At 65.8% G+C, this 21,307-nt stretch carries 23 protein-coding genes and 2 pseudogenes; 11 read left to right on the top strand and 14 right to left on the bottom strand.

What is annotated here, in order from left to right:
• Positions 1-49 precede the first annotated feature (49 nt).
• On the bottom strand, positions 50-1,066 hold the full coding sequence (locus EN857_RS11040) for a polyprenyl synthetase family protein (protein WP_127284243.1): 1,017 nt from the start codon (positions 1,064-1,066) through the stop codon (positions 50-52).
• 163 nt (positions 1,067-1,229) lie between these two features.
• Here EN857_RS11040 and EN857_RS11035 point away from each other — a divergent pair, with 163 nt between their 5' ends.
• The 6 genes from EN857_RS11035 (at position 1,230) to moaB (ending at position 4,950) form a co-directional block, all read left to right on the top strand.
• A complete protein-coding gene (locus EN857_RS11035; protein ID WP_127259063.1) occupies positions 1,230-1,454 on the top strand; it encodes a DUF2007 domain-containing protein in 225 nt (74 codons plus the stop codon).
• A complete protein-coding gene (locus EN857_RS11030) occupies positions 1,451-2,254 on the top strand; it encodes a tRNA1(Val) (adenine(37)-N6)-methyltransferase (RefSeq protein WP_128347011.1) in 804 nt (267 codons plus the stop codon). Before EN857_RS11035 ends, EN857_RS11030 begins: the two co-directional genes overlap by 4 nt.
• Before the next feature lie 108 nt (positions 2,255-2,362).
• Positions 2,363-3,220 carry a S49 family peptidase gene (locus EN857_RS11025; RefSeq protein WP_128347012.1) on the top strand — a complete coding sequence of 286 codons (858 nt, stop codon included), beginning with the start codon at positions 2,363-2,365 and terminating at the stop codon, positions 3,218-3,220.
• An 83-nt stretch (positions 3,221-3,303) separates the two neighbouring features.
• A complete protein-coding gene (locus tag EN857_RS11020; protein WP_127284240.1) occupies positions 3,304-3,489 on the top strand; it encodes a hypothetical protein in 186 nt (61 codons plus the stop codon).
• 26 nt (positions 3,490-3,515) lie between these two features.
• Positions 3,516-4,412 carry a 4-(cytidine 5'-diphospho)-2-C-methyl-D-erythritol kinase gene (locus EN857_RS11015; RefSeq protein ID WP_127393873.1) on the top strand — a complete coding sequence of 299 codons (897 nt, stop codon included), beginning with the start codon at positions 3,516-3,518 and terminating at the stop codon, positions 4,410-4,412.
• The gene (gene moaB / locus EN857_RS11010) at positions 4,399-4,950 is read left to right on the top strand and encodes a molybdenum cofactor biosynthesis protein B (protein ID WP_127393872.1); all 552 of its coding nucleotides are present in this window, start codon (positions 4,399-4,401) and stop codon (positions 4,948-4,950) included. The genes EN857_RS11015 and moaB overlap by 14 nt, the downstream gene beginning before the upstream one ends.
• A gap of 21 nt (positions 4,951-4,971) precedes the next feature.
• On the opposite strand, the pseudogene EN857_RS11005 reads toward moaB, so the two are convergent.
• Together EN857_RS11005 and EN857_RS11000 are read right to left on the bottom strand one after the other, a co-directional pair.
• Positions 4,972-5,352, bottom strand: a pseudogene (locus EN857_RS11005) (hypothetical protein); the annotation flags it as partial.
• 30 nt (positions 5,353-5,382) lie between these two features.
• Complete coding sequence (locus tag EN857_RS11000; RefSeq protein WP_127393874.1) at positions 5,383-5,886, bottom strand: glycosyltransferase; 504 nt, start codon at positions 5,884-5,886, stop codon at positions 5,383-5,385.
• A 150-nt stretch (positions 5,887-6,036) separates the two neighbouring features.
• On the opposite strand from EN857_RS11000, the gene EN857_RS10995 reads away from it, so the two are divergent.
• Both EN857_RS10995 and EN857_RS10990 read left to right on the top strand, forming a co-directional pair.
• Complete coding sequence (locus tag EN857_RS10995; protein WP_135858543.1) at positions 6,037-7,191, top strand: PA0069 family radical SAM protein; 1,155 nt, start codon at positions 6,037-6,039, stop codon at positions 7,189-7,191.
• 148 nt (positions 7,192-7,339) lie between these two features.
• Positions 7,340-8,035: a ribonuclease HII gene (locus EN857_RS10990; RefSeq protein ID WP_127392820.1), complete on the top strand. Its 696-nt coding sequence runs from the start codon at positions 7,340-7,342 to the stop codon at positions 8,033-8,035.
• 218 nt (positions 8,036-8,253) lie between these two features.
• Here EN857_RS10990 and EN857_RS10985 read toward each other — a convergent pair whose 3' ends face one another.
• The 7 genes from EN857_RS10985 to EN857_RS10955 form a co-directional block, all read right to left on the bottom strand.
• Positions 8,254-8,745: a F0F1 ATP synthase subunit B gene (locus EN857_RS10985; protein ID WP_127284235.1), complete on the bottom strand. Its 492-nt coding sequence runs from the start codon at positions 8,743-8,745 to the stop codon at positions 8,254-8,256.
• Positions 8,746-8,755: 10 nt separating this feature from the next.
• Positions 8,756-9,352 carry a F0F1 ATP synthase subunit B gene (locus EN857_RS10980; RefSeq protein ID WP_127392822.1) on the bottom strand — a complete coding sequence of 199 codons (597 nt, stop codon included), beginning with the start codon at positions 9,350-9,352 and terminating at the stop codon, positions 8,756-8,758.
• 63 nt (positions 9,353-9,415) lie between these two features.
• The gene (locus EN857_RS10975; RefSeq protein ID WP_006206606.1) at positions 9,416-9,640 is read right to left on the bottom strand and encodes a F0F1 ATP synthase subunit C; all 225 of its coding nucleotides are present in this window, start codon (positions 9,638-9,640) and stop codon (positions 9,416-9,418) included.
• Positions 9,641-9,707: 67 nt separating this feature from the next.
• Complete coding sequence (locus EN857_RS10970) at positions 9,708-10,466, bottom strand: F0F1 ATP synthase subunit A (protein WP_127284233.1); 759 nt, start codon at positions 10,464-10,466, stop codon at positions 9,708-9,710.
• A 64-nt stretch (positions 10,467-10,530) separates the two neighbouring features.
• Positions 10,531-10,923, bottom strand: a complete 393-nt coding sequence (locus EN857_RS10965; RefSeq protein ID WP_127392823.1) for an AtpZ/AtpI family protein — start codon at positions 10,921-10,923, stop codon at positions 10,531-10,533.
• 266 nt (positions 10,924-11,189) lie between these two features.
• Positions 11,190-12,374: a cell wall hydrolase gene (locus EN857_RS10960; RefSeq protein ID WP_127392824.1), complete on the bottom strand. Its 1,185-nt coding sequence runs from the start codon at positions 12,372-12,374 to the stop codon at positions 11,190-11,192.
• Positions 12,375-12,496: 122 nt separating this feature from the next.
• Entirely contained in the window at positions 12,497-13,768 is a 1,272-nt protein-coding gene (locus EN857_RS10955; RefSeq protein WP_127392825.1) for an MFS transporter, read from the bottom strand.
• A 117-nt stretch (positions 13,769-13,885) separates the two neighbouring features.
• On the opposite strand from EN857_RS10955, the gene EN857_RS10950 reads away from it, so the two are divergent.
• Positions 13,886-14,806, top strand: a complete 921-nt coding sequence (locus EN857_RS10950) for a LysR substrate-binding domain-containing protein (RefSeq protein ID WP_135858541.1) — start codon at positions 13,886-13,888, stop codon at positions 14,804-14,806.
• 240 nt (positions 14,807-15,046) lie between these two features.
• Here the strand turns inward: EN857_RS10950 and der are convergent, their stop codons facing one another.
• Entirely contained in the window at positions 15,047-16,474 is a 1,428-nt protein-coding gene (der, locus tag EN857_RS10945; RefSeq protein WP_128346143.1) for a ribosome biogenesis GTPase Der, read from the bottom strand.
• Between the two features lie 6 nt (positions 16,475-16,480).
• Positions 16,481-17,146, bottom strand: coding sequence for a tetratricopeptide repeat protein (locus EN857_RS10940; protein ID WP_127284884.1), 666 nt, complete (start codon positions 17,144-17,146; stop codon positions 16,481-16,483).
• Positions 17,147-17,349: 203 nt separating this feature from the next.
• On the opposite strand from EN857_RS10940, the gene EN857_RS10935 reads away from it, so the two are divergent.
• A complete protein-coding gene (locus EN857_RS10935) occupies positions 17,350-18,351 on the top strand; it encodes a polysaccharide deacetylase family protein (protein WP_127393776.1) in 1,002 nt (333 codons plus the stop codon).
• Between the two features lie 23 nt (positions 18,352-18,374).
• On the opposite strand, the gene sbmA is transcribed toward EN857_RS10935, so the two are convergent.
• Positions 18,375-19,634 carry a peptide antibiotic transporter SbmA gene (gene sbmA, locus EN857_RS10930; protein ID WP_127284886.1) on the bottom strand — a complete coding sequence of 420 codons (1,260 nt, stop codon included), beginning with the start codon at positions 19,632-19,634 and terminating at the stop codon, positions 18,375-18,377.
• A 122-nt stretch (positions 19,635-19,756) separates the two neighbouring features.
• Positions 19,757-20,904, bottom strand: a pseudogene (locus EN857_RS10925) (YbfB/YjiJ family MFS transporter).
• Between EN857_RS10925 and EN857_RS36295 the strand changes: the two are divergent.
• Positions 20,849-21,202 carry a hypothetical protein gene (locus EN857_RS36295; protein ID WP_187331264.1) on the top strand — a complete coding sequence of 118 codons (354 nt, stop codon included), beginning with the start codon at positions 20,849-20,851 and terminating at the stop codon, positions 21,200-21,202. The pseudogene EN857_RS10925 and the gene EN857_RS36295 sit on opposite strands and share 56 nt — an antisense overlap.
• Positions 21,203-21,307 lie beyond the last annotated feature (105 nt).

The following is a 21,307-nucleotide window of genomic DNA, read 5'->3' as shown; positions in this document are numbered from 1 at the left end:
TTTCTCGGGGGATGCCCGAGGGCTCCGGCGCTCTGCGGCCGGCCGCTTGTCAGTTCACCCTGGCGATGCAGAAATCGATGACGTCGATCAGCGCCGATTTCTGCGGCGTCGCCTCCAGCGGCGCCAGCGCATCCCTGGCGATCTCGCCGAAATGACGGGCGCGGCCGATCGTGTCGGCAATCGCCCCGTGGCGGGTCATCAGGCCGATCGCCTTTTCGAGCCCGGCGTCGTCGGTGACGTTGTCCTCGATGGCGCGCTTCCAGAAGGTGCGCTCGGCCTTGGTGCCGCGCCTGTAGGCGAGGATCACCGGCAGCGTCACCTTGCCCTCGCGGAAATCGTCGCCGACATTCTTGCCGAGGTCCTTGCTGGAGCCGCCATAGTCGAGCGCGTCGTCGATGAGCTGGAAGGCAAGGCCGAGATTCATGCCGTAGGAGCGCAGCGCGGCGCGGTCGTTGCGGGTTGCCTGGGCGATGACCGGGCCGACCTCGGCGGCGGCCGAAAACAGCGCGGCGGTCTTGGCCTTGATGACGGCGAAATGCTCGTCCTCGGTGGTCTCCAGGTTCTTGGCGGCGGCGAGCTGCATCACCTCGCCCTCGGCGATGATGGAAGCAGCGCTGGACAGGATGTCGAGGGCTTCCAGCGAGCCGACATCGACCATCATGCGGAAGGCCTGGCCGAGCAGGAAGTCGCCGACCAGCACGCTGGCCTGGTTGCCCCAGATCATGCGCGCCGTCTTCTTGCCGCGGCGCATGCCGCTCTCGTCGACGACATCGTCGTGCAGCAGCGTTGCCGTGTGCATGAACTCGACCGAGGTGGCGAGCTTGACGTGACCGTCGCCGGAATAGCCGAACATCTGGGCGGCGGCGAGCGTCAGCATCGGCCGCAATCGCTTGCCGCCGGACGAGATCAGATGGTTGGCAACCTCGGGGATCATCTCGACGTCTGAGCCGGCCTTGGACAGGATCAGCTTGTTGACGCGCCCCATGTCGGCGGCCGTCAGATCGATCAGATCCTTGATGGAGGCGGGTTCCCGCTTCCCGTTTTCGATGTTGAGAACGACACCCACCACAGACACTCCCGTCTATTCCAAGCGCACGACGGCACCTAGTTCCCGAAGCAGACTCTAGGGCGGCATCCACCGGCACGGCAAGAGGCGAATTGGCGCGGTTGCGGCCGGCGGCGGGAACGCCCACGTTTACAGGAACGGCGCAACCTGCGATTTTCATTTCATGATAGAGCTCATCCGTACCAACGACGCCGTGATCATCTCCTTCGTCGAATCGCTGATGCGCGACGCCGGCATCGCCTGTTTCGTCGCCGATGAGAACATGAGCGTGCTCGACGGCTCGATCGGCATCCTGCCGCGGCGCGTCATGGTCGACGCCGACAAGGCGGACGCGGCGCGGCGCATATTGACCGATGCCGGCATCGCCAACGAGATCCGCCGGAAATGACGTCCGCGTCGCCCGCAGCCCTTGTCCCGGACACACCGGCCCATACGGTCGATGCCTTCCATCGCGGGCGTTTCTGGCTGGTGCAGCCTCGGGCCGCCGGCCACCGCGCCGGCATGGACGCAATGATGCTGGCCGCCGCCGTGCCCTCGCCCTTTGGCGGACGGCTGGCCGATTTCGGCGCCGGCGCGGGCGCCGCGGGGCTCGCGGTGCTGTCGCGCTGTCCGGCGGCGCGGGTCGTGCTGGTCGAACGCTCGCCGGAAATGGCCGGATTCGCGCATGCCACGCTCGCCCATCCCGGCAACGCGCATCTCGGCGACCGCGCGTCGGTGCTGACGGCCGATGTCATGCTGACGGGCAAGGCGCGCGGCGAGGCCGGCCTTGCCGACAACAGTTTCGACTTCGTCATCATGAACCCGCCCTTCAACGCCGCTGAGGACCGCGCCACGCCGGATCAGTTGCGCAAGCAGGCGCATGTTATGGAGGACGGGCTGTTCGAAAGCTGGATCAGAAGCGCTGCCGCGGTGGCGAAGCCACGCGGCGGGCTCGCCGTCATCGCCAGGCCCGAGCAGCTCGGTGCCCTGCTCGATGCGATCGACGGCCGCTTCGGCGATACCGAGATGCTCGCCGTCCACCCCCGTCCCGAGGCGGCGGCAATCCGGATCGTCGTCAGGGCGACGCTCGGCGCGCGCGGAAAACTATCGATCCGCCCGCCGCTGATGCTGCACGCCGAGACAGGCAACGGGCCAGCCGAGCGGACCGAGATGATCAACAACGGACTGGCGTCGCTTTTCGGCGATTGATCATCGGCCGGCCATGCGGCATTGCCGTTGGCCGGCGAATTCCTACATGCCCACAGCAAGATGAGGCCTCATCTTGCTGCTTTTTCAGTGACCGGAGACCCCGACCTCGTGAAACGCCTCTTGAACCGCCTGCTGCCGAAGTCCTGGCGCTCCACCGTCGTCGTGGTTCCGGTCATCCGGCTGCACGGCACGATCATGGCCGGCGGCGGCCAGTTCCGGCCGAGCCTGTCGCTGGCGTCCACCGCCGGCCTCATCGAGAAGGCGTTCTCCTTCGATGCGCCCGTCGTCGCCATCTCCATCAATTCGCCGGGCGGCTCGCCGGTGCAGTCGCGGCTGATCTTCAAGCGTATCCGCGACCTCGCGCTGGAGAAGAACAAGAAGGTGCTGGTGTTCGTCGAGGACGTGGCGGCCTCCGGCGGCTACATGATCGCGGTCGCCGGCGACGAGATCTTCGCCGATCCGTCCTCGATCGTCGGCTCTATCGGCGTCGTCTCCGCCTCGTTCGGTTTTCCCGAGCTGATGAAAAAGATCGGCATCGAGCGGCGTGTCCACACCGCCGGCCAGAACAAGGCGGTGCTCGACCCGTTCAAGCCGGAGAAGAAGGAAGATGTCGAGCGGCTGAAGGCGCTGCAGCTTGAAGTGCACGAGACCTTCATCGACCTCGTCAAGGAGCGGCGCGGCACCAGGCTGAAGGACGATCCTGACCTGTTCACCGGCCTGTTCTGGACCGCCAAGAAGGGTCTCGAGCTCGGCCTCGTCGACGCGCTGGGCGACATGCGGGGCGTTCTGAAGACCCGCTTCGGGGCGAAGACCCAGCTGAAGCTGATCACCGCGCCGCGCGGCCTGTTCGGCCGCTTCGGCCTGTTCGGCTCGCGCTTTTCGGCGCCCGACATCGCGGCCGCCGCAGCCAGCGGCGTCGTCGATGCGGCGGAAGAGCGCGCGCTGTGGGCGCGCTTCGGGCTTTGAAAAAACGGTGAAAGCGTCTAGCATATCCGCTTGACCGACCCGACCGGCCGCATTCGCCGCCTATTCGAGGGAGGAGTTTTGGGATGCCGCAGATCATTTTCTTCGTCGTTATCGGCGCCGCCGCCTATTTCGGCTATCGCGCCTTCATCCGCGAAGCCGAGCGCGTGACGGCCAAGATCCGGCGTACCGAGAAACAGGCGGCAAACGGCACCATGGGGACGCTGGTCAAGGACCCGAAGACCGGCGAATACCGGCTGGCCAAGGACTGAACGCCATCTCGTCAGCAACCGAAGCGTTGGATGCCGGGACGCAAGCCGGCACGTGGCTTGCCCCTGCCAAGATCAACCTTGCGCTGCATGTCACCGACAGGCGCGCCGACGGCTATCATCTGCTCGAAAGCCTCGCCGTCTTCACCCGCTTCGGCGACCGGGTCGAGATCGAGCCGGCCGAGACCGACCGGTTATCCATCTCAGGCAAATACGCCCCTGCGGTTCCAGCGGACGACAGCAATCTGGTGGTGAAGGCGCGCGAGGCATTGCGCCGCGAAGCGGGATTGCTTGCCACGCCGCCTGTTGCCATCAATCTGGAAAAGAACCTGCCGGTCGCCTCCGGCGTCGGCGGCGGCTCCAGCGATGCCGCCGCCGTGCTGCGCGGGCTGGTCCAGACATGGCGGCTCGACATCGACGATGCCGAGCTGGCGCGGATCGGCCTGTCGCTTGGAGCAGATGTGCCGATGTGCCTGGCGGCAAGGCCGCTGATCGCGCGCGGCGTCGGCGACGAGATTTCCACGGTCGAAGGCTTTCCCGCGCTCGCCCTGGTGCTGGTCAATCCGGGCATCGCGGTTTCCACGCCGGAGGTTTTCAGGGCGCTGGCCAGCCGCGATAACGAGGCGCTGCCGCCGCTGCCCGGCAAGTTCGACTTTCATACCATCCGCAACTGGCTGGAGGCGACGCGCAACGACCTCGAGCCCGCCGCCCGCGCCATCGAGCCGGCGATCGGCGAAGCGCTCAAGGCGCTGAGGAAGGCCGACGCCGGCTTTGCCCGCATGTCGGGTTCCGGCGCCACCTGCTTCGGCCTGTTCGAGACCGGCAATGTCGCCAAGCGCGCGGCGCTCGATATAAGGCGCCGCCATCCCGACTGGTTCGTCGCCGCGACGCGAAGCATGGAGGCCGACGCCCATGGCCAAGATTGACGAGAGCCGCCCCTTCATCCCCGTGCGCATCGCGGTGCTGACGGTTTCGGACACGCGCAGCCTCGCCGACGACAAATCCGGGCAGACGCTGGCCGACCGCATCGCGGAGGCCGGCCACATCCTCGCCGTGCGCGACATCGTCACCGACGACCGGGAGAATATCCGCGACAAGGTGCTCGGCTGGTCGAAGGACGAAGGCGTCGATGTCGTCATCACCACGGGCGGCACCGGCTTCACCGGCCGCGACGTGACGCCGGAAGCGCTGGAACCGATCTTCGAAAAGCGCATGGACGGCTTTTCCGAAGTGTTCCACCGCATCTCCTACGACAAGATCGGCACCTCAACGATCCAGAGCCGGGCGACCGGCGGCGTCGTCAACGCCACCTTCGTCTTCGTGCTGCCCGGCTCGCCCGGCGCCTGCAAGGACGCCTGGGACGGCATCATCAAGGCGCAGCTCGACTACCGTCACATGCCCTGCAACTTCGTCGAGATCATGCCGCGCCTGGACGAACACCTGAAACGCGGCAAGGCCGGGTGATCGCCTGACGGCGTCGCCGCTTCAGCGGATGACCGGCTCGCCGTGGAAGCGCCGGCGCGAGGGGCGCGAGACGCCGAAGCCGACTTCCATCATCAGCCGCGGCGTGCGCGAAGGCACCGTGCCCATGTCGAAGCCGAACGGATCCTCGACGAAGCCGAGCCCTGCTTCACCCGTGAGCGTGACCGGGCTGTCGTCGCCATAGACCTTCAGCACCTCATCCGCCGGATGGCCGACAAGCAGCGTCAGCTGGTGCTTTAGGCTGCGGCGTTTGTGGCTGCCGCGCACATAGACATGCGGGCCGGTGCCGGCATCGCAGGGCTTCAGGTAGAAGAAGAATTTCAGCATCCGCCAGTCGTCGAGATCGAAATGGTACTTGCCGAGCGAGGCAAGGTTCTTGTCGGCGCTCCTTCTCCCCCAAAAGCGAGGGAAGACTCACTTCGGCGGCGCGACCCAGATTTCCGCATCGAGCCTTTTCGTTGCCAGGCCGCGCGCGATGGCTTCGGCGCTGCGGGCGCTTTTCGCGAGCGCAGTGGCCTGACGCTTGCTGATGACCAGCCCCTCGGCCAGCGCCCGGTTGCCGGAAAAGACCCTGGCCAGGAACGGCGCACGGCTTCCGCGCGCGCGCGAAAAACGCGCCGGCATGGTGGCCCTCGCCGTATGGGCCACGACCTCGTCGATCCAGCCGTCCGACAGCCGCGCGCCGGGCTCCAGCAACAGCAGCCAGTCGCCCTTTGCCTGCCGGATACCGGCGGCGATGCCGCCTGCGACATAGTGGCAGCCGGCATGGTCGGCAACGCGGTGCGTCTGGTCGGTCGAGCCGGTGTCACAGACGACGACGTCGCGCACCACGCCTTCGACCGCGCCGCCGATCAGCGAGGCGAGCGTGCGGGCAAGGCCCTCTTCGTCATTCAGGGTTTCGATGAGAACGCTGAGCATTGCCAGCCGAATAGCGGAAAGCCGCGCCATGCGCCAGTTTTTGCATCGCGGCACAAAAAGTTCTTGCTTTGTTCTCCTCAAGAAAATAGGAATAGTTTCATGAACAGAGCGATTCGACAGCCTGCTGACAGTCCTTGGGAGAGGGCGAAAATGGAACAGATCGTGCGTGCCGACATTGCAGCCTTCGGAGCCGGGAGAGCCGAGATGGCGAATGCGATGATCGAGCAGAGCGGCATGCGCGTGCGGCCCGACCGCAATCGCGGCCGCTCCGCCGGCATCAATCCGTCCGGCCGCTTCGAGCCGGTCAGCCGGCATGTGTTCGACGATGGCTGGAATTCTCTGGAGGAACTGCCGCCATTCAAGACCGAGGTGCAGGTGGAGAGGCCGCGCACCATCATCACGCGCAACGAGTCGCCCGACATCTCGTTCGATCGCTCGATCAACCCCTATCGCGGCTGCGAGCATGGCTGCGTCTACTGCTTCGCCAGGCCGACGCATTCCTTCATGGGCCTGTCGCCGGGACTCGATTTCGAATCGAAGCTGTTCGCCAAGCCTGATGCGGCGCGCATGCTCGACAAGGAACTGTCGAAGCCCGGCTACCAGCCGCGCACCATCGCCATCGGCACCAACACCGATCCCTACCAGCCGATCGAGAAGCAGTACCGGATCATGCGCGAGATCCTCGAAGTGCTGGAGGCGCGCGGCCATCCGGTCGGCATCGTCACCAAGTCGGCGCTGGTGACGCGCGACATCGACATCCTGTCGCGCATGGCCGAACGCGGACTTGCCAAGGTGGCGTTGTCGGTGACGACGCTTGACCGCATGCTGGCGAGAACCATGGAGCCGCGCGCGTCGACGCCGACCAAGCGGCTGGAGGCGATCCGGCAGCTCTCCGACGCCGGCATTCCCGCCTCCGTCATGGTCGCGCCGATCATCCCCGGCCTGACCGATCCGGAGATGGAGCGCATCCTCGATTCGGCACGCGCCGCCGGCGCGCGCGAGGCAGGCTATGTCGTGCTGCGGCTACCGCTGGAGGTGGCGCCGATCTTCAAGGACTGGCTGCTGCGCCATTATCCGGACCGCTACCGGCACGTGATGTCGCTGATCCGTTCGATGCGCGACGGCAAGGACTACGATTCGGAATGGGGCAAGCGCATGAAGGGCGCCGGACCCTATGCCTGGCAGATCGGCCGCCGTTTCGAGATCACCGCCAAGCGGCTCGGGCTCAACGCCGAGCGGCGGCAGCTCAGGACCGACCAGTTCGTCGCCGCAGCCAACGCCACCGAGCAGTTGATGCTGCTTTGAAGGTCTCGCGCCGGCACTCGCCGGCTGGCGCGAGAAGAATCCCGTCCGGCCTGTCCCCCGGCCTTGAGACGGTGCCCTCCCGGTCCGCGCCCCACCCGACCCGGAGGGACTTGCGGAGAATCGGAGCCGATGCGAACCTCGCCGCACCATGGCTCGCGCGCGTTCCGATTCTCCGCTTCTCTTCGAAATCGTCGAGAAACCCGATTTCTCCATCGAGACGAAGGCGATGGCCGACGGATTGTGGCCGGTGGCGGGAATGGACGAGGCCGGGCGCGGACCGCTCGCCGGTCCGGTCGTCGCGGCGGCGGTGGTGCTCAACCCCGCCAACATTCCCGAGGGGCTCGACGATTCCAAGCGCCTCACCCATCTGCAGCGTGAAGCGCTGTTCGCCAGGATTCTGGGCTCGGCGCTCGGCGTGTCGATGGCCTCGATCAGCGCCGAAGGCATCGATGGCAGCAACATATTGAAAGCCAGCCTCGAAGCGATGCGCCGTGCCGTCGCCGGCCTGTCGCTGCGGCCGAAGCTGGCGCTGGCCGACGGCCGCGACGTGCCGCCCGGTCTTGCTTGCGAAGGACGCGCGCTGATCAAGGGCGACCAGCGCTCGCAGTCGATCGCCGCCGCCTCGATCGTCGCCAAGGTGATGCGCGACCGCATGATGTGCGGCTGCGGCGGTCACCACGAGCGCTACGGCTTCGAGGTGCATATGGGCTATGCAACGGCCCGCCACCGCACCGCGATCGAAGCGCACGGCCCTGTGGCAAGGTTGCACCGGGCGTCGTTTGCGCCGTTCAGGCTGGGCGGCGTCGAGGTGGTGGAAGAAGAGAGCTTGGTGGGATTGGAATAATCTCCCCCCTTGAGGGGGAGATGGCCGGCAGGCAGAGGGGGTCGCTTCGCGTGAAGCTCCAACGCCATCTGTCGTCCGCAAGAAAGTCGCGCCCAGTCGAACCGACCCCCTCTGTCGCCTTTGGCGACATCTCCCCCTCAAGGGGGGAGAATATCTCGCTCAAACAAAAGAGCCGCCGGGTTGCCCAGGCGGCTTTTTGATTTCTAACGGCGAAGCGCTCAGTTCAGCTTGGCCTTCACTTCCTGCAGCGCCGACTTGAAGAAGTCCGCGCCGGCCTTGGCGTCGACCTTGGCGGCAAGCAGCGCGCGGGCGGCCTCGACGGCGACGTCGACGGCGCTGGCACGCACTTCCGCAACTGCCTCGCGCTCGGCCTGGCCGATCTTCTGCTCGGCGAGCGCGGTGCGGCGCGTCACATAGTCCTCGGTCTTCTTGTGCGCCTCGGCGGCGAGCAGTTCGGCCTCGCGCTTGGCGGCGGCGACGATGTCGGCGGCCTCCTGCTCGGCTTCCTTGCGCTTCTTCTGGTACTGGCCGAGCAGCTGCTGGGCCTCTTCGCGCAGCCGGCGGGCTTCTTCAAGCTCGTTGCTGATCTTGGCGGCGCGGGCGTCCAGGCCCTTGGCGATCAGGCCGGGCACCTTGATGTAGACGGCAACGCCGAGGAAGATGATCAGGGCGACCGTGGCCCAGAGCGTTGCGAGAGATGTGGCGTCCATGATGCGCTCCTCACCGGGCCACGGATTTGACCGCGGCCGCGATCTCGGCCTTGCTGGCCTTGCCGCCGACAAGCGCCTCGACGATGGCCGAAGCGGTGTCCTCGGCGATGGTGCCGACTTCCTTCATGGCGTTAGCCTTGATCGACGCGATGCTGGCCTCGGCCGCGCCGAGCTTCTTGTCGAGCTCCGCCTCGACCTTCTTGCGGACGGCCTCGGCCTCGGCCTTGGCGGCATCGCCGGCCTGCTGGCCGATCGCATTGGCTCTCGACTTGGCTTCGGCCAGTTCCTGCTCGTAAGCAGCAACGGCGGCGTCAGCCTCGCCCTTCAGCCGGGCGGCATGGTCGAGGTCCTGCGTGATGCGGTCGTTGCGGACGTCGATGATGCCACCAAGGCGCGGCATCACCACCCGCTTCAGGAACAGGTAGAACAGCCCGAAGGTGATCGCCAGCCACAGCAACTGCGACGGGAACGTCGCCGGATCGAATGGCGGGAAGGTGCCGTGCGCCTCGCCGGGCACCTCGGTGCCGGCATGCGTTTCGGCTCCCGCACCGGCGGCGCCTTCGGCGGCCGGCGCTGACTCTTCTGCAAAGGCAGATGTCACGAACATGGACTATCCCCTGATATCAGGCCAGCCGCTGATCGCGGCCTGCCTGTCCAATCTTCCCAGTGCTCAGCCGAACAGGGCCAGAAGCGCGATGAGAAGGGAGAAGATGCCCAGAGCTTCGGTCACGGCGAAGCCGAAGATCAGGCGGCCGAACTGGCCATCAGCAGCCGACGGGTTGCGCAGCGCGCCCGCCAGGTAGCTGCCGAAGATGTTGCCGAGGCCGATGCCCGCGCCACCCATGCCCAGGCAAGCGATGCCGGCGCCGATGTACTTTGCTGCTTCTGCGTCCATTTCAAACTCCTTTGGATCTGTAATTCCGTTGCAATTCCATCCGGCGACGAATGCCGGAAACTCGTAATCAGTGCCCGGGATGCAGGGCGTCGTTCAGATACATGCAGGTGAGCACGGCAAACACGTAGGCCTGCAGGAAGGCGACCAGCAGTTCCAGCGCCGTCAGCGCGACGGCCATGGCAAGCGGCAGCACCGAGCCGGCGATGCCGACGGCGCCCAGCGCGCTCAGGCTGACGACGAAGCCGGAGAACACTTTCAGCGTGATGTGGCCGGCCAGCATGTTGGCGAACAGACGAACCGAGAGGCTGACCGGGCGCGACACGAAGGAGATCACCTCGATCAGCACCACCAGCGGCAGCAGGAAGACCGGCACGCCATGCGGCACGAACAGCTTGAGGAAGCCGAGGCCATGCTTGCCGAAGCCGTAGACGACGACGGTTCCGATGACCAGCGCGGCGAGGCCGAAGGTGACGATGATGTGGCTGGTGACGGTGAAGAAATAGGGGAACAGGCCGAGCAGGTTGGCGACCAGCACGAACATGAACAGCGAAAAGACGAAGGGGAAGAACTTCAGCCCCTGCGTTCCCGCCGAGTCCCGCAGCATGTTGGAGACGAACTCGTAGGCCATTTCCGAGACCGACTGCAGGCGGCCGGGAACGAGGCTGCGGCTGGCAGTGGTGAGGTAGAGGAAGGCCGATGCGACGGCGACGGTCGCGACCATGAACAAGGCGGAATTGGTGAAGGACAGGTCGTAGCCGCCGATGTTGATCGGAATCAGCTTGACGATATGGAACTGGTGGATCGGATCGACCTTGTCAGCAGCCACTTTACATCCCCGTCAAAGCCGCGAGCGGCCTCAGTGTCTTACCCAGCGCCAGGACGGCGCCACTTCATTCCTCCGGATCGCGCGGCGTGCCGCCCTGTCCGAATTGCGCCACCAGCCCCGCCGAACGCAGGACATTGAGGACGCCGGCGCCAAATCCCAGCAGCAGGCCGACGATCAGACCCCATGGCGATATTCCCGCCAGCCGGTCGATGATCCAGCCGATCGCGACACCGACCACTATGCCTGCGATGAACTCGCTGGACAGCTTGAGTGCCTGACCGTATCCGGTCACTGCTTTCGCGTCGTCTTTCCCCTCGAGCCGGTCCGGCCGTCTTGTCGCAAGCGATGCTTCAAGATCACGCCGGCGGCGCTCAAGATCGTCGTCGCGGATGTCGGCTTCGCGCTGCCTGCCGCGGCCGGTTTCTCCGGTTCCGTCTGGCCCGTTCGTGTCGGCCATCGCAACCCCCCTGCCCGGTCAGACCGCTAGCGTCCGTCCGCTTCTAAAGTCGCCGGCAACATAGTTAGAGGGTCCGCGCCCGTCAAGCCACGGGCCGAACTTCAAACCCATGTATTTTTTATTTTGAAATCAACAGCTTAAAGAGGTGCGACATCGTGCCCGTCGCGGTTCGGGGCAAGCGCCCGGCGAATCCTTGCAACCAAGGCTCCCCGGCTGCCGGCGTCCGGAGCCATCCGGACCACCCGGAAGGTCCCGGCGAAACAGCCTCAGCTCCAGCCGCCACCATAGGTGCGGTAGAAGATATGCAGGCCGATCTTGGTCATTCGCTTCATCGTGCGCGCCCAGCCCGGATGCACGTAATTGGCATAGTAGTGGGTCGACGAGCCGACTTCCGGAATGAAGATCTTGCCGGCTGTCACCGCCATGGCGACGTCCTGCGCGGTCTTGTAGGCGGCGGGATCGGTGACGCGCTTCTTGCGGCCGTCGCAGGCGAAGGAGAACTGGCAGCGGTTCAGCCAGTTGTCGTTCTGGTAGACGACGCCGCAGATCGACTTCGGATAGGCCGGGTTGCGCACGCGGTTGAGGATCACCTGGGCGACGGCGGCCTGGCCGCGCACGGATTCGCTGCGCGCCTCGAAATAGATGCCGTTGGCAAGGCAGGCCTGCTCCGGCTTGGAGAAGACGCTGGCCGGTAGCGGGTTCTGGATCCACCAGTGATCGCCCTTGGCCATCGGCGGGATGAAGCGGCCGCTGTTCGGCTCCTCGTCCTGCAGCAGCGCCTCGAAGGGCGAGGCCTTGGCATAGTCGGGCTCGGCCTGGGCATAGGCGGTGGCCAGCACGTCCGGCTTGTCGTTGTTGACGAGCGCCGCCAGCATGGCCGGCACGCCGGGATCCGGCTTCTTGTCCTCGCGGATGTGGAAGGCCTGGGCGATCTGGATCTCCTTGCCTTTGATGCCGGGCTTGGCGAAGGCGAGCTTCAGGCCGCTGTCCATGCTCGGGCGAAGCAGCGAGGATGTGCGTTCGAAGATTGAGCCGGCGTTGAAGGCCTTTGGTGGCGCCACCGGCGAGACCTGGACGATGCGGCCCTTCTTGTCGGCGCGCACGATGCGGTCCTCGTCCGGCGTCGTTCCCGCCACATTGCCCTTGCCGCGAAAGGCGACCGTGCCGACGCCCGGCAGTTGCACGCCGGAGCCGGAGATCGAGCCGGTGGAGGTGGAATCGACGAACGGCATCTCGGCGTTGTGGACCGAGCCCGCGACGGACTTTTCGACATAGGCGTTCCAGCGGGCGTTCGACGTCTCAAGGCCGGAAACGAGGCTGGTCATGTCCTGATAGGCGACGACCGACGGAAAGCCGACCCAGATGCCAAGGCCAATAACGAATGGAGACAGGAAGGAACGTTTTCTCTCACCGGCGGCGGCGACCAGCCGCTTCAAGACACGTCGATGCACGGAACTCTCCAGAAACGCAACTGACCCTCTGGAGAGCCAAAATGATGCATTAACCTTGATGGGGCGTTAACGCCATCGATCGTGTTTTTTTGATGTTGGCCTGAATCGGGACGGCGCCGGAATCAAGCTGGCCGCAGGAAGATCGGCCAGGCGATCAGCGCGCAGCCGGCCGCCGCCAGCCAGACGCCGGGCCATGCCCAGAGGTGCAGGAGCCCGGGAATGGCGATCGGCACCAGGCAGAAGCCGACGAAGACGAAGCTGTTGGCGAGGCTGAGCGCGGTTCCGACATGGCCGGGGCCGGCAAGCGTGGCAAGCTCGGTGTAGGCGACGCCGTGCCAGGTGGAGACCGCGATGCCTGCGACGACCAGCACGACTGGAAGCGCCGCCATCAGGGCCGGCCGGCCTGCGGCCGTGAGGACCAGCAGCCAGAGCACGGCGAAGGCCAGCGCGCTCAGCGCGCTGCACAGCCTGAGGAACGGGCGGCGGTTGCCGTGACGGTCGGTGTAGCGACCGCTCCAGACGCGCATGACCATGGCGCCGGTCTGCACGGCGGCGAGGCTCGCGCTGGTCGCCAATGTCCCCAGCCCTACGAAATCGTGCAGGAACACCGAGGCGAAGGTGAGCACCGCCACCTGCGGGAAGCAAAGCAGGCCGATGGCGCTCGAGATGCGCCAGACCTCGAGATTGTGCAGCGGCGCCGGACCGGCCGTCGCGGCGACATGACCGCCCCCTTCCGCCGGCGGTTCGTGCAGCCAGCGCCAGGCAAAGACGGCCGAGAGAGCGGAAACGGCTGCCAGCAGGCCGAAGACGGCGGCAAAGCCGAAGCCCAGGGCAAGCGAGGGCAGGACGAGCGCGCCGATGCCGCCGCCGAGCGGCACCGCCGTCTGCCTGATGCTCATGGCGAAACCGCGCTCGCCCTCGCGGAACCATCCCATGATGGCGCGGCCGCTGGAGCCGTTGACGCTGCCGCCGAGCAGGCCGGCGACGAGCAGACTTGCCGATAGCAGAGTGACGCCGGGGATGGCACCCTTTGTCGGTACGACGAGCATCGCCATGACGAACAGCCATGCCGCCGTCGCGCCGAGCCCGGTCAACAGAACGCGGCGATCGCCCCAGCGATCGGTGACCACGCCCCAGGGCAGTTCGCTGAGCGCCACGCCGAGGCCAAGAAGCCCGAGCGCGAGGCCGAGCGAGGCATCGTCGAGCTGATATCCCTGGCGCATCACCACCGCGGTGGCCGGCACGCCTGAGAAGGTCGCCGAGAACCCGGCATTGGCGGCGACGCCGATGCCCAGCACCTTCCAGCGATGGTTGGGTCCGAAGGTTTGGCTGGCGGTGCCGGAAACGGCTTTGGCAGGCGGCGGACAATCGGTGCGTGTGACGATGACGGACATGGTTCCATTCCCGTGGCGGCCGGCTGACCGGCTTGACGAGCGTGATGTAGCGCCGTAGCTTCGTCCATAAAATCAGGAAGTTTTTGACAAACGATCCTGAAATTCGGGACAATACTCATGCGACGCGTCACATTCGACCTCGACGTTCTCAGGACCTTCGTCACCGGCATGGAGCTGGGCAGCTTCGCCAAGGCGGCCGAGAGGCTCGGCCGCTCGACCTCGGCCGTCAGCGCACAGCTGAAAAAGCTGGAAGAACAGGCGGCGACGCCGATCTTCCGCAAGTCCGGGCGCGGGCTGGCGCTGACCGAGGCCGGCGAGACCATGCTCGGCTATGCACGCCGGCTGCTCGAACTCAACGACGAGGCGGCCGCCGCCATTCATGACGTCGAGCTGGAAGGCTGGGTGCGGCTCGGACTGCAGGAGGATTTCGGCGAGGCGGTGCTGCCGGAGGTGCTCGGCCGCTTCGCCCGCGCCCATCCCAAGGTCAGGATCGAGGCGCGGATCGCGCGCAGCCACGAACTCGCCGACCGGATCACCCAGGGCAGCCTCGACATCGCGCTTGCCTGGCACAATGGCGCGAGCCTGCCCTACAGCCGGCAGGTCGCCGATGTGCAGATGCGCTGGATCGGGCCGGCAAAGCCGATCGAGCTTGGCGCGCCCGGCGGCGAGCCCCTGCCGCTGGTGGCGCTGGAGGCGCCCTGCCTGCTGCGCACGGTGGCGACCGAAACGCTCGACCGCGCCGGCCTGTCCTGGCGGATGGCCTTCTCCAGCCCCAGCCTCGGCGGCATCTGGGCGGCGGTCGGCGCCGGTCTCGGGCTGACGATCCGCACCGATATCGGCCTGCCCGCCAATGTCAGGGCGATGGCGTCCGGGACGCTCGGGCTCCCTGCCCTGCCGAAGATGGCGCTGGTGCTGCACCAAAAGGACGCTGAGCTCGACCCGGTCGCGGCGCGGCTGGCGGAGATATTGCTGCAGGCGGCAGTGGAGGCGCTGCCCGAAAGCGCCGAGACGAAAGAGAACCTGCCGAAAGTCGCTTAGCTTCCTGGCCGAAGCCTATCGACTTCGTCATCCTAAGGCGCAGCCACGCGAAGCGTAGACCCTGGGATCCAGGCCGTTCCATCGACCGATTGTGTGCAACGGCGTAGAATTCTGCACCGTGAGCAGCGCCTGGAAGTTACGGCATGGAGCCTCGGGTCTGCGCGCGTCACTTCGCTCCTTGCTCCGCCCGTGGATGACGACCGGAGGGACGCGCTGGGACGCGCCGCCGACTCCAAAACCTCAGCGCTTCTTCGCCCTGCCCGCAAACGGGTTGTCCGAGGTGCGCAGCGCCATGCGGATCGGCACGCCGGGCATGTCGAAGGCCTCGCGCAGGCTGTTCGAGAGATAGCGGACGTAGGATTGCGGCATCGCGTCCGGCCGCGAGCAGGAGACGACGAAGCCCGGCGGGCGCGTCTTGGCCTGGGTGACATATTTGATCTTCAGCCGGCGGCCGGCGACGGCGGGCGGCGGGTGATGCGCGAGGATGCCTTCCAGCCAGCGGTTGAGCTTGCCGGTCGAGACGCGGCTGTTCCAGACCTTGTGCGTCTTGATGACGCTATCCATCAATTTGTCGAGGCCGCGCCCGGTCTCGGCCGACACCGTCACCGCCTGGATGCCGCGCACCTGCGGCAAGAGCCGCTCGGTCTTCTCGCGAAGTTCCGCCAGCAGTTCCTGCGGATTGTCGATCAGGTCCCACTTGTTGAAGGCAATGACCGGCGCGCGACCCTCGCGGATGATCAGGTCGGCGATCTGCAGGTCCTGCTTCTCGAACGGGATGGTGGCATCGAGCACGATGATGACGATCTCGGCAAAGCGGATGGCGCGCAGGCCGTCCTGCACCGAGAGCTTCTCGAGCTTCTCCTGGACCTTGGCCTTGCGCCGCATGCCGGCGGTGTCGAACAGCTTCATGCGGCGACCGCGCCAGTCCCAGTCGACCGAGATCGAATCGCGGGTGATGCCGGCTTCCGGTCCGGTCAGCAGCCGCTCCTCGCCGATCAGCGCGTTGATCAGCGTCGACTTGCCGGCGTTCGGACGGCCGACGACGGCGATGCGCATCGGCTTGGTGTCGTCATAGGCGGGCTCGGCATCGGGATCAGTGATGTCCTCGCCGATCAGCACCTCGCTGGCGGCGATCTCCGCATCGTCCTCCTCGTCCTCGCCGAAGGCACGTTCCTCGCCGAGCGCCGCGATCACCGCGTCGCGCAGGTCGGGCATGCCCTGGCCGTGTTCGGCCGAGACCGGGATCGGCTCGCCGAGGCCGAGCTCCCAGGCCTCCAGCATGCCGCCTTGCGCGCCGCGCGCCTCGGCCTTGTTGGCGACCAGCACCACCGGCTTGCCGGACTTGCGCACGACCTCGGCAAAGGTGCGGTCGTCGGGCAGCAGGCCGGACTTGGCGTCGATGGTGAAGAAGATCAGGTCGGCCTCGCGGATAGCGATCTCGGTCTGCTGGCGCATGCGACCGGGCAGCGTCGAGGCAGCCGCGTCCTCGAAGCCGGCGGTGTCGATGACGTCGAAGAAAAGATCGTAGAGCTTGGCGGCGTGGACGCGGCGGTCGCGGGTGACGCCCGGCGTGTCGTCGACGAGAGCCAGCTTCTTTCCGACCAGCCGATTGAAAAGAGTCGATTTGCCGACGTTAGGCCGGCCGATGATGGCGACTTTGAAGCCCATCCGGGGTCACGACGCGTTGCCCGACCCGCGGATCAGTTCGGACATCAAGGTCGCCCGCTGGCGCGCATTGCGCGGGGCGCCGTCATCCGAAGCGATCTGGTCGAACAGTTTGAGCGCGTCCGCCGTCTTGCCTTCCTTCCAGGCGGCAAGGCCGAGTGCCTCGCGCGCGGTGTGGCGCAGCGTGTTGGTGTCGGCGGTGAGCGCCTCGACACGGCTGGACACGTCTGCGAAGGAGCCGCTGTCGACGAGCAGCAGCGCTGCCCTCAGCCGCGCCATGTCGCGGATGCCCTGCGGGATGGCGTTGTCGGCCGCGACGTCGTCGAAATCCTTGACGGCGGCGGCGACGTCGCCCTTGTCGGCCTTGACCGTCGCGGCACGCATGCGGGCGAGCAGCGGATAGGCGCCGTAGCCGTCCTTCTGGAGCTGATCGAGGGCGGTGAGCGCCTCGTCGCTCTTGCCGTCATTGGCAAGCTTCAGCGCCTGCGAGAAAGCGTCGCCCGAGCGGTTGGCGCGGCTCTCGTCCCAATAGCGGTAGCCGACGACGGCGGCGGTGCCGAGCACGATCAGGATGGCAAGGCCAAGCAGCGCCGGACCAAAACGGTCCCACAGCGCCTGCGCCTGTTCGCGACGAATCTCTTCGTTGACTTCGCGGATAAAACTGTCGTCGGACATCAATCAAAACCATTGCTGCCCCGCACGGGGCGCTTCTTGAGCCCGCGTTTTAGCGAAATTTTGTCGGCATGGAAGGGGGCCGCCCGGAAAATCGGCGGATAGAGGATCGGACCCCGCAAGGAGCGCCCCGCCCGCCGACCGCACCCACGCCACATTTCGCCGCTAGCCGGTCGCCGACCGTCCCAATGCCCAGACCCTTGCCGATGCCCCGTCCATTCCCCGTTGCTGCGTCCAGTCTTGTCGCCCTCGCCCTCGCCGGCCCGGCGCTCGCCGACCCGCCGGCGCCGCCGGCCAAGCCGAAGCAGATCGTCATCATCTCCTTCGACAGCGCCCGCGAAATCTCGCAATGGCGGCGCAGCCGCGCCTTGGCCGAACGCACCGGCGCGCATTTCACCTATTTTGTCTCCTGCGTCTTCCTGCTGTCGCCGGAAACGCGCAAGGACTACACGGGGCCGGGAAAGAGCGCCGGCAAATCGAACATCGGCTTTGCCGCCTCGAAACAGGAGGTGGCGGAGCGGCTGGCGCAGATCAACCTGGCCGCCTCGGAAGGCCATGACATCGCCAGCCATGGCTGCGGCCATTTCGACGGCAAGGACTGGAGCAAGGCCGACTGGCTCGCCGAATTCGCCTCGTTCCAGCGCATCCTCGAGAATGCCTATTCGATCAACGGCATCGCGCCCGAACCGGCCGGCTGGCATGATTTAGCACGACATGCCGTGACAGGTTTTCGCGCACCGTACCTGTCGGCGAACAAGGCGCTTTACGAGGCGCTGCCGCAGGCGGGCTTTGAGTATGACGCCAGCGGCGTCTCGAAAGGCCCTGCCCTGCCGCCGGAGAGAGGCGGCATCACGCGCTTTTCGCTGCCGCAGATTCCGGAAGGGCCGAAGTCGAGGTCGGTAATAGCGATGGACTACAATCTCTATATCCGCCATTCCGGTGGCTTCGAGAAGCCGGGCATGGCGGCGGACTTCACGGAGCGGAGCTACCGCGCCTTCCGCGCCGCCTTCGACAAGCAGTACCAGGGCAAGCGCATCCCGCTGGAGCTCGGCTTCCATTTCACTCAGATGAACGGCGGCGCCTACTGGGACGCGCTGGAGCGCTTTGCCGGCGAAGTCTGCGTCATGCGGCAGGTCGAATGCATCAGTTTTCGCGATTATGTCGGGCGCCAGCGCGCCGGCGAGCGGCAGGCAACGGTCGGCGGCTGAGCCGCCCACGCCTTGCCAGACTCTCAGGCCGGATCCTCGGCGCTTTGCCTTGCCAGATAGCGCTGGTCGATATCCGGCAGCGGCTCACCCTGCAGCGTCGCTTCGAAGGCGCGCAGGCGCTTATGCACCGACTGCAGTTCGACGATGGTCGACCATGAGGTGAGCAGGAACTGCAGCGATCCCGTGACCTTGCCGAAGGCGTTCGAGATCTGGTTCAGCGCCCCGAAGGTGATCTTGTGCGCCACCAACGAGGGGCCGAGGATCAGCAGCGAGAAGATGTTGTCGGCCTGCAGGTAGGTGTAACGGACGACATTGAAATAGATGTAGTGGAAATAGAGCCTGAAGTAATTTTGACGGACATTGGCGAAGAGCTCGGCGGTGGTCGCCGGCTGTGCCCTGTCGGCATGATCCTCACCGTAGACCAGTTCCTTGCGATAGGCGGCCTCGACGCGCTGGTTGCGGAACTGCAATCCCGGCAGCTTCAGGCCCGCGACCATCACCGAAATCGTGCCGAACAGACACCAGGCAAGTGCTGCGACAACCAGCGGCTGAGGGACTGCTCCGACAATCGGCAACTCGGTGATATGGGCCTGCAGCTGGATCATGACCGGCAGGAAGGCGATCAGCGTCATGATCGACTGGACGAAGCTGGAACCCAGATCCTCCATGATCTGCGAGAAGCGCATCGTGTCTTCCTGGATACGCTGCGAGGCACCTTCGATATGCCGCAGCCGGCCCCAGTTCGCCACGAAGTAGTCGTTCATCGCCGTGCGCCAGCGGAAGATCCAGTGACTGACGATGAAGGCGTTGACGACCTGCACATTCATGCCGACCAGCGCCAGCCACGAGAAGTCGGCCAATCCTAGGTAGAACTCGCTGTCGGTCGACTTTCCCGTGCCCGACATCAGGCCCTGCACATAGTCGAAGAACGGACCGTACCAGGCGTTGACGGCGACGCTGACCTGCACGTTGAAATAGATGAAGAACAGGATGACGGCCGTCATCAGGATCGACCAGTTCTGCCAGGGATGCGGCGAATACCAGGCCCAGAATGCGTAGAAGGCGGCCACGCAGAAAACGAAATAGAGATAGAACCACAGGAACGGCTTCGACCACAGCACGGCGATGCCGATGATCGGCGGCGCGCCGGCGGCTGCAGGCGGCAGGCCGATCAAGGCGCCCAGTTGCTCACCACCGAAGAACCAGAACAGGATCGCGGCAAGGCTCCAGACGGCGGCCGAGGTGAAGAAGAGCTTCGGCTGCGGGAAGAAGGATACGAACACTGTGGCGGGTTCCTCGGTCGAATCGCTGATCGGCGGTATTGCTGCTCGGCGGGCATAAGGTCACACATTAGGTGGAAAGAAAATGCCCGTGCCCGATGCCCGGCACCGAGCAAGACCACAAATCATGGCGATTTTGGCGCAGCCGACCAGCCGATGATGCCGGAGACGAGCAGGACGATGGCGGCCATGATCGAGGCCGAGACATAGTTGCCGGAGGCTTGCGCGAGCAGTCCGGCGGCGATCGGGCCGATGATCTGGCCAAGGCCGAAGGCGGCGGTCATCAGCGCAAAGATGCGGCGCGGCGCTTGCGGTGCAAGCTGCCTTGCCGCCTGCAGGCCGAGCGCGGTGATGGCGATGAATGTGCCGCCCAGCAGAACGCCGGCCAGCAGCGGCCCGGCATAGCCGCCGACAACGACGCTCGCGGCGACACCGACCACCTCGATCAGGCAAGCGAGCACGTAGGCTGGGTAAAGACCGAACCTTTCGGCGACCTTCTGCCACAGCCAGACGGACGGAACGCCGGCAAGGCCGGTGACCATCCAGACCATGGCCTCGAAGACGCGCCCGCCGCCGCCCTGGCGCACGATGGCGACGAGGAAGGTCGCCGTCACCACATAGCCGAAGCCGAACAGGCCGTAGGCGACGATCATCTTGAGCAGCGAGCGGTGCTTCGGCAGTGCGGGCTCGCGGCCTTCGGCGCCGTTGATGGTCGATGTGGTGCCGGCAAGCAGGGCGACCGCGACGAGACCCAAAGCGGAGATCGCCGCCGCCCACAGCCAGCCCGCCGGCCAGCCGGCATGGCCGGTGACGAGAATTGACATCAATGCCGAGGAAGCCGCGATGCCGAGCCCGACGCCGCCGAAATGCAGCGCCTGCAGATCACTACGGCCGGCCACCGCAAGATGGCTGAAGACGATCGAGGCCATGAAGACCATGACGAAGGCGCTGGCGAGACCGGCAAGAAAGCGGATGGCGAGAAAGACCGCGATCGTGTCGCCGAGGCCCATCAGGGCGGCGAGCAAGGCGCTGGCGGCAAGGCCCGCGAACATCAGCATGCGCTCGCGCCCATGCCCCCAGCGAAGGCGCCGACGAGATAGCCGAGATAGTTGGCGGAGGCGATCCAGCCGGCATCGGCCGGCGACAGATGCAGTTCCTCCATCATGCCGGGCAGGATCGGCGTGTAGACGAAACGGCCGATGCCCATGGCGACAGCCATGGCGAGCATGCCGGCCAAGGCAAGCCGCAAGGGCGATGGCGAGGCGGTTTTCATTGCGGCGCACAATAAGTGTGCCGAGCAGAAAGACAATGCGCTTGTGTTGGGCCAGTTCGGAATGCCGATGGGCGCGTGCCCGCCAGCCGGAAACAGTTCGATTGTCTTACCGACAGGCTGGGCGCGCCGTCTCATGATCTGTGCGCCGGGCCGTCAGCCGGAAGGGGACATCGCCCAGTTCGCGCTCCGACATGGTGTCGAATACAGGATGCGACAACGGGTCGACGATCCAGCGGGTAATCTCGCCATCATGGCGGTTTCGCCGTGCGTCATCGGCGGAAAAGACCTTGAGCAATGATAAAATCTTCATCGAATTGCCTCCAATGGTCGGGCTTCAGCCCCAAAAATCAGCCTTTTCGTGCCGGGTTTCAATTGAGATTTCCCGATTGCCGTTTTAGAAAAT

Source organism: Mesorhizobium sp. M4B.F.Ca.ET.214.01.1.1 (genome assembly GCF_004791545.1).
In the GTDB taxonomy this organism is placed as follows: Bacteria; Pseudomonadota; Alphaproteobacteria; order Rhizobiales; family Rhizobiaceae; genus Mesorhizobium; species Mesorhizobium abyssinicae.
This window is presented reverse-complemented; position numbering and strand designations above follow the sequence as displayed.

Bases quoted from the DNA above. Each gene is read 5' to 3' on its own strand.
- EN857_RS10995 (WP_135858543.1), top strand. From the start codon at position 6,037: ATGGAACAGATCGTGCGTGCCGACATTGCAGCCTTCGGAGCCGGGAGA.
- EN857_RS10965 (WP_127392823.1), bottom strand. From the start codon at position 10,923: ATGGCCGACACGAACGGGCCAGACGGAACCGGAGAAACCGGCCGCGGC.
- EN857_RS10935 (WP_127393776.1), top strand. From the start codon at position 17,350: ATGCCCCGTCCATTCCCCGTTGCTGCGTCCAGTCTTGTCGCCCTCGCC.
- EN857_RS11000 (WP_127393874.1), bottom strand. From the start codon at position 5,886: ATGCTCAGCGTTCTCATCGAAACCCTGAATGACGAAGAGGGCCTTGCC.
- EN857_RS11035 (WP_127259063.1), top strand. From the start codon at position 1,230: ATGATAGAGCTCATCCGTACCAACGACGCCGTGATCATCTCCTTCGTC.
- EN857_RS10950 (WP_135858541.1), top strand. From the start codon at position 13,886: ATGCGACGCGTCACATTCGACCTCGACGTTCTCAGGACCTTCGTCACC.
- EN857_RS10955 (WP_127392825.1), bottom strand. From the start codon at position 13,768: ATGTCCGTCATCGTCACACGCACCGATTGTCCGCCGCCTGCCAAAGCC.
- EN857_RS11030 (WP_128347011.1), top strand. From the start codon at position 1,451: ATGACGTCCGCGTCGCCCGCAGCCCTTGTCCCGGACACACCGGCCCAT.
- EN857_RS10985 (WP_127284235.1), bottom strand. From the start codon at position 8,745: ATGGACGCCACATCTCTCGCAACGCTCTGGGCCACGGTCGCCCTGATC.
- EN857_RS10940 (WP_127284884.1), bottom strand. From the start codon at position 17,146: ATGTCCGACGACAGTTTTATCCGCGAAGTCAACGAAGAGATTCGTCGC.
- EN857_RS10975 (WP_006206606.1), bottom strand. From the start codon at position 9,640: ATGGACGCAGAAGCAGCAAAGTACATCGGCGCCGGCATCGCTTGCCTG.
- EN857_RS10980 (WP_127392822.1), bottom strand. From the start codon at position 9,352: ATGTTCGTGACATCTGCCTTTGCAGAAGAGTCAGCGCCGGCCGCCGAA.
- der (WP_128346143.1), bottom strand. From the start codon at position 16,474: ATGGGCTTCAAAGTCGCCATCATCGGCCGGCCTAACGTCGGCAAATCG.
- moaB (WP_127393872.1), top strand. From the start codon at position 4,399: ATGGCCAAGATTGACGAGAGCCGCCCCTTCATCCCCGTGCGCATCGCG.
- EN857_RS10990 (WP_127392820.1), top strand. From the start codon at position 7,340: ATGGCTCGCGCGCGTTCCGATTCTCCGCTTCTCTTCGAAATCGTCGAG.
- EN857_RS11020 (WP_127284240.1), top strand. From the start codon at position 3,304: ATGCCGCAGATCATTTTCTTCGTCGTTATCGGCGCCGCCGCCTATTTC.
- EN857_RS36295 (WP_187331264.1), top strand. From the start codon at position 20,849: ATGGCGAGCATGCCGGCCAAGGCAAGCCGCAAGGGCGATGGCGAGGCG.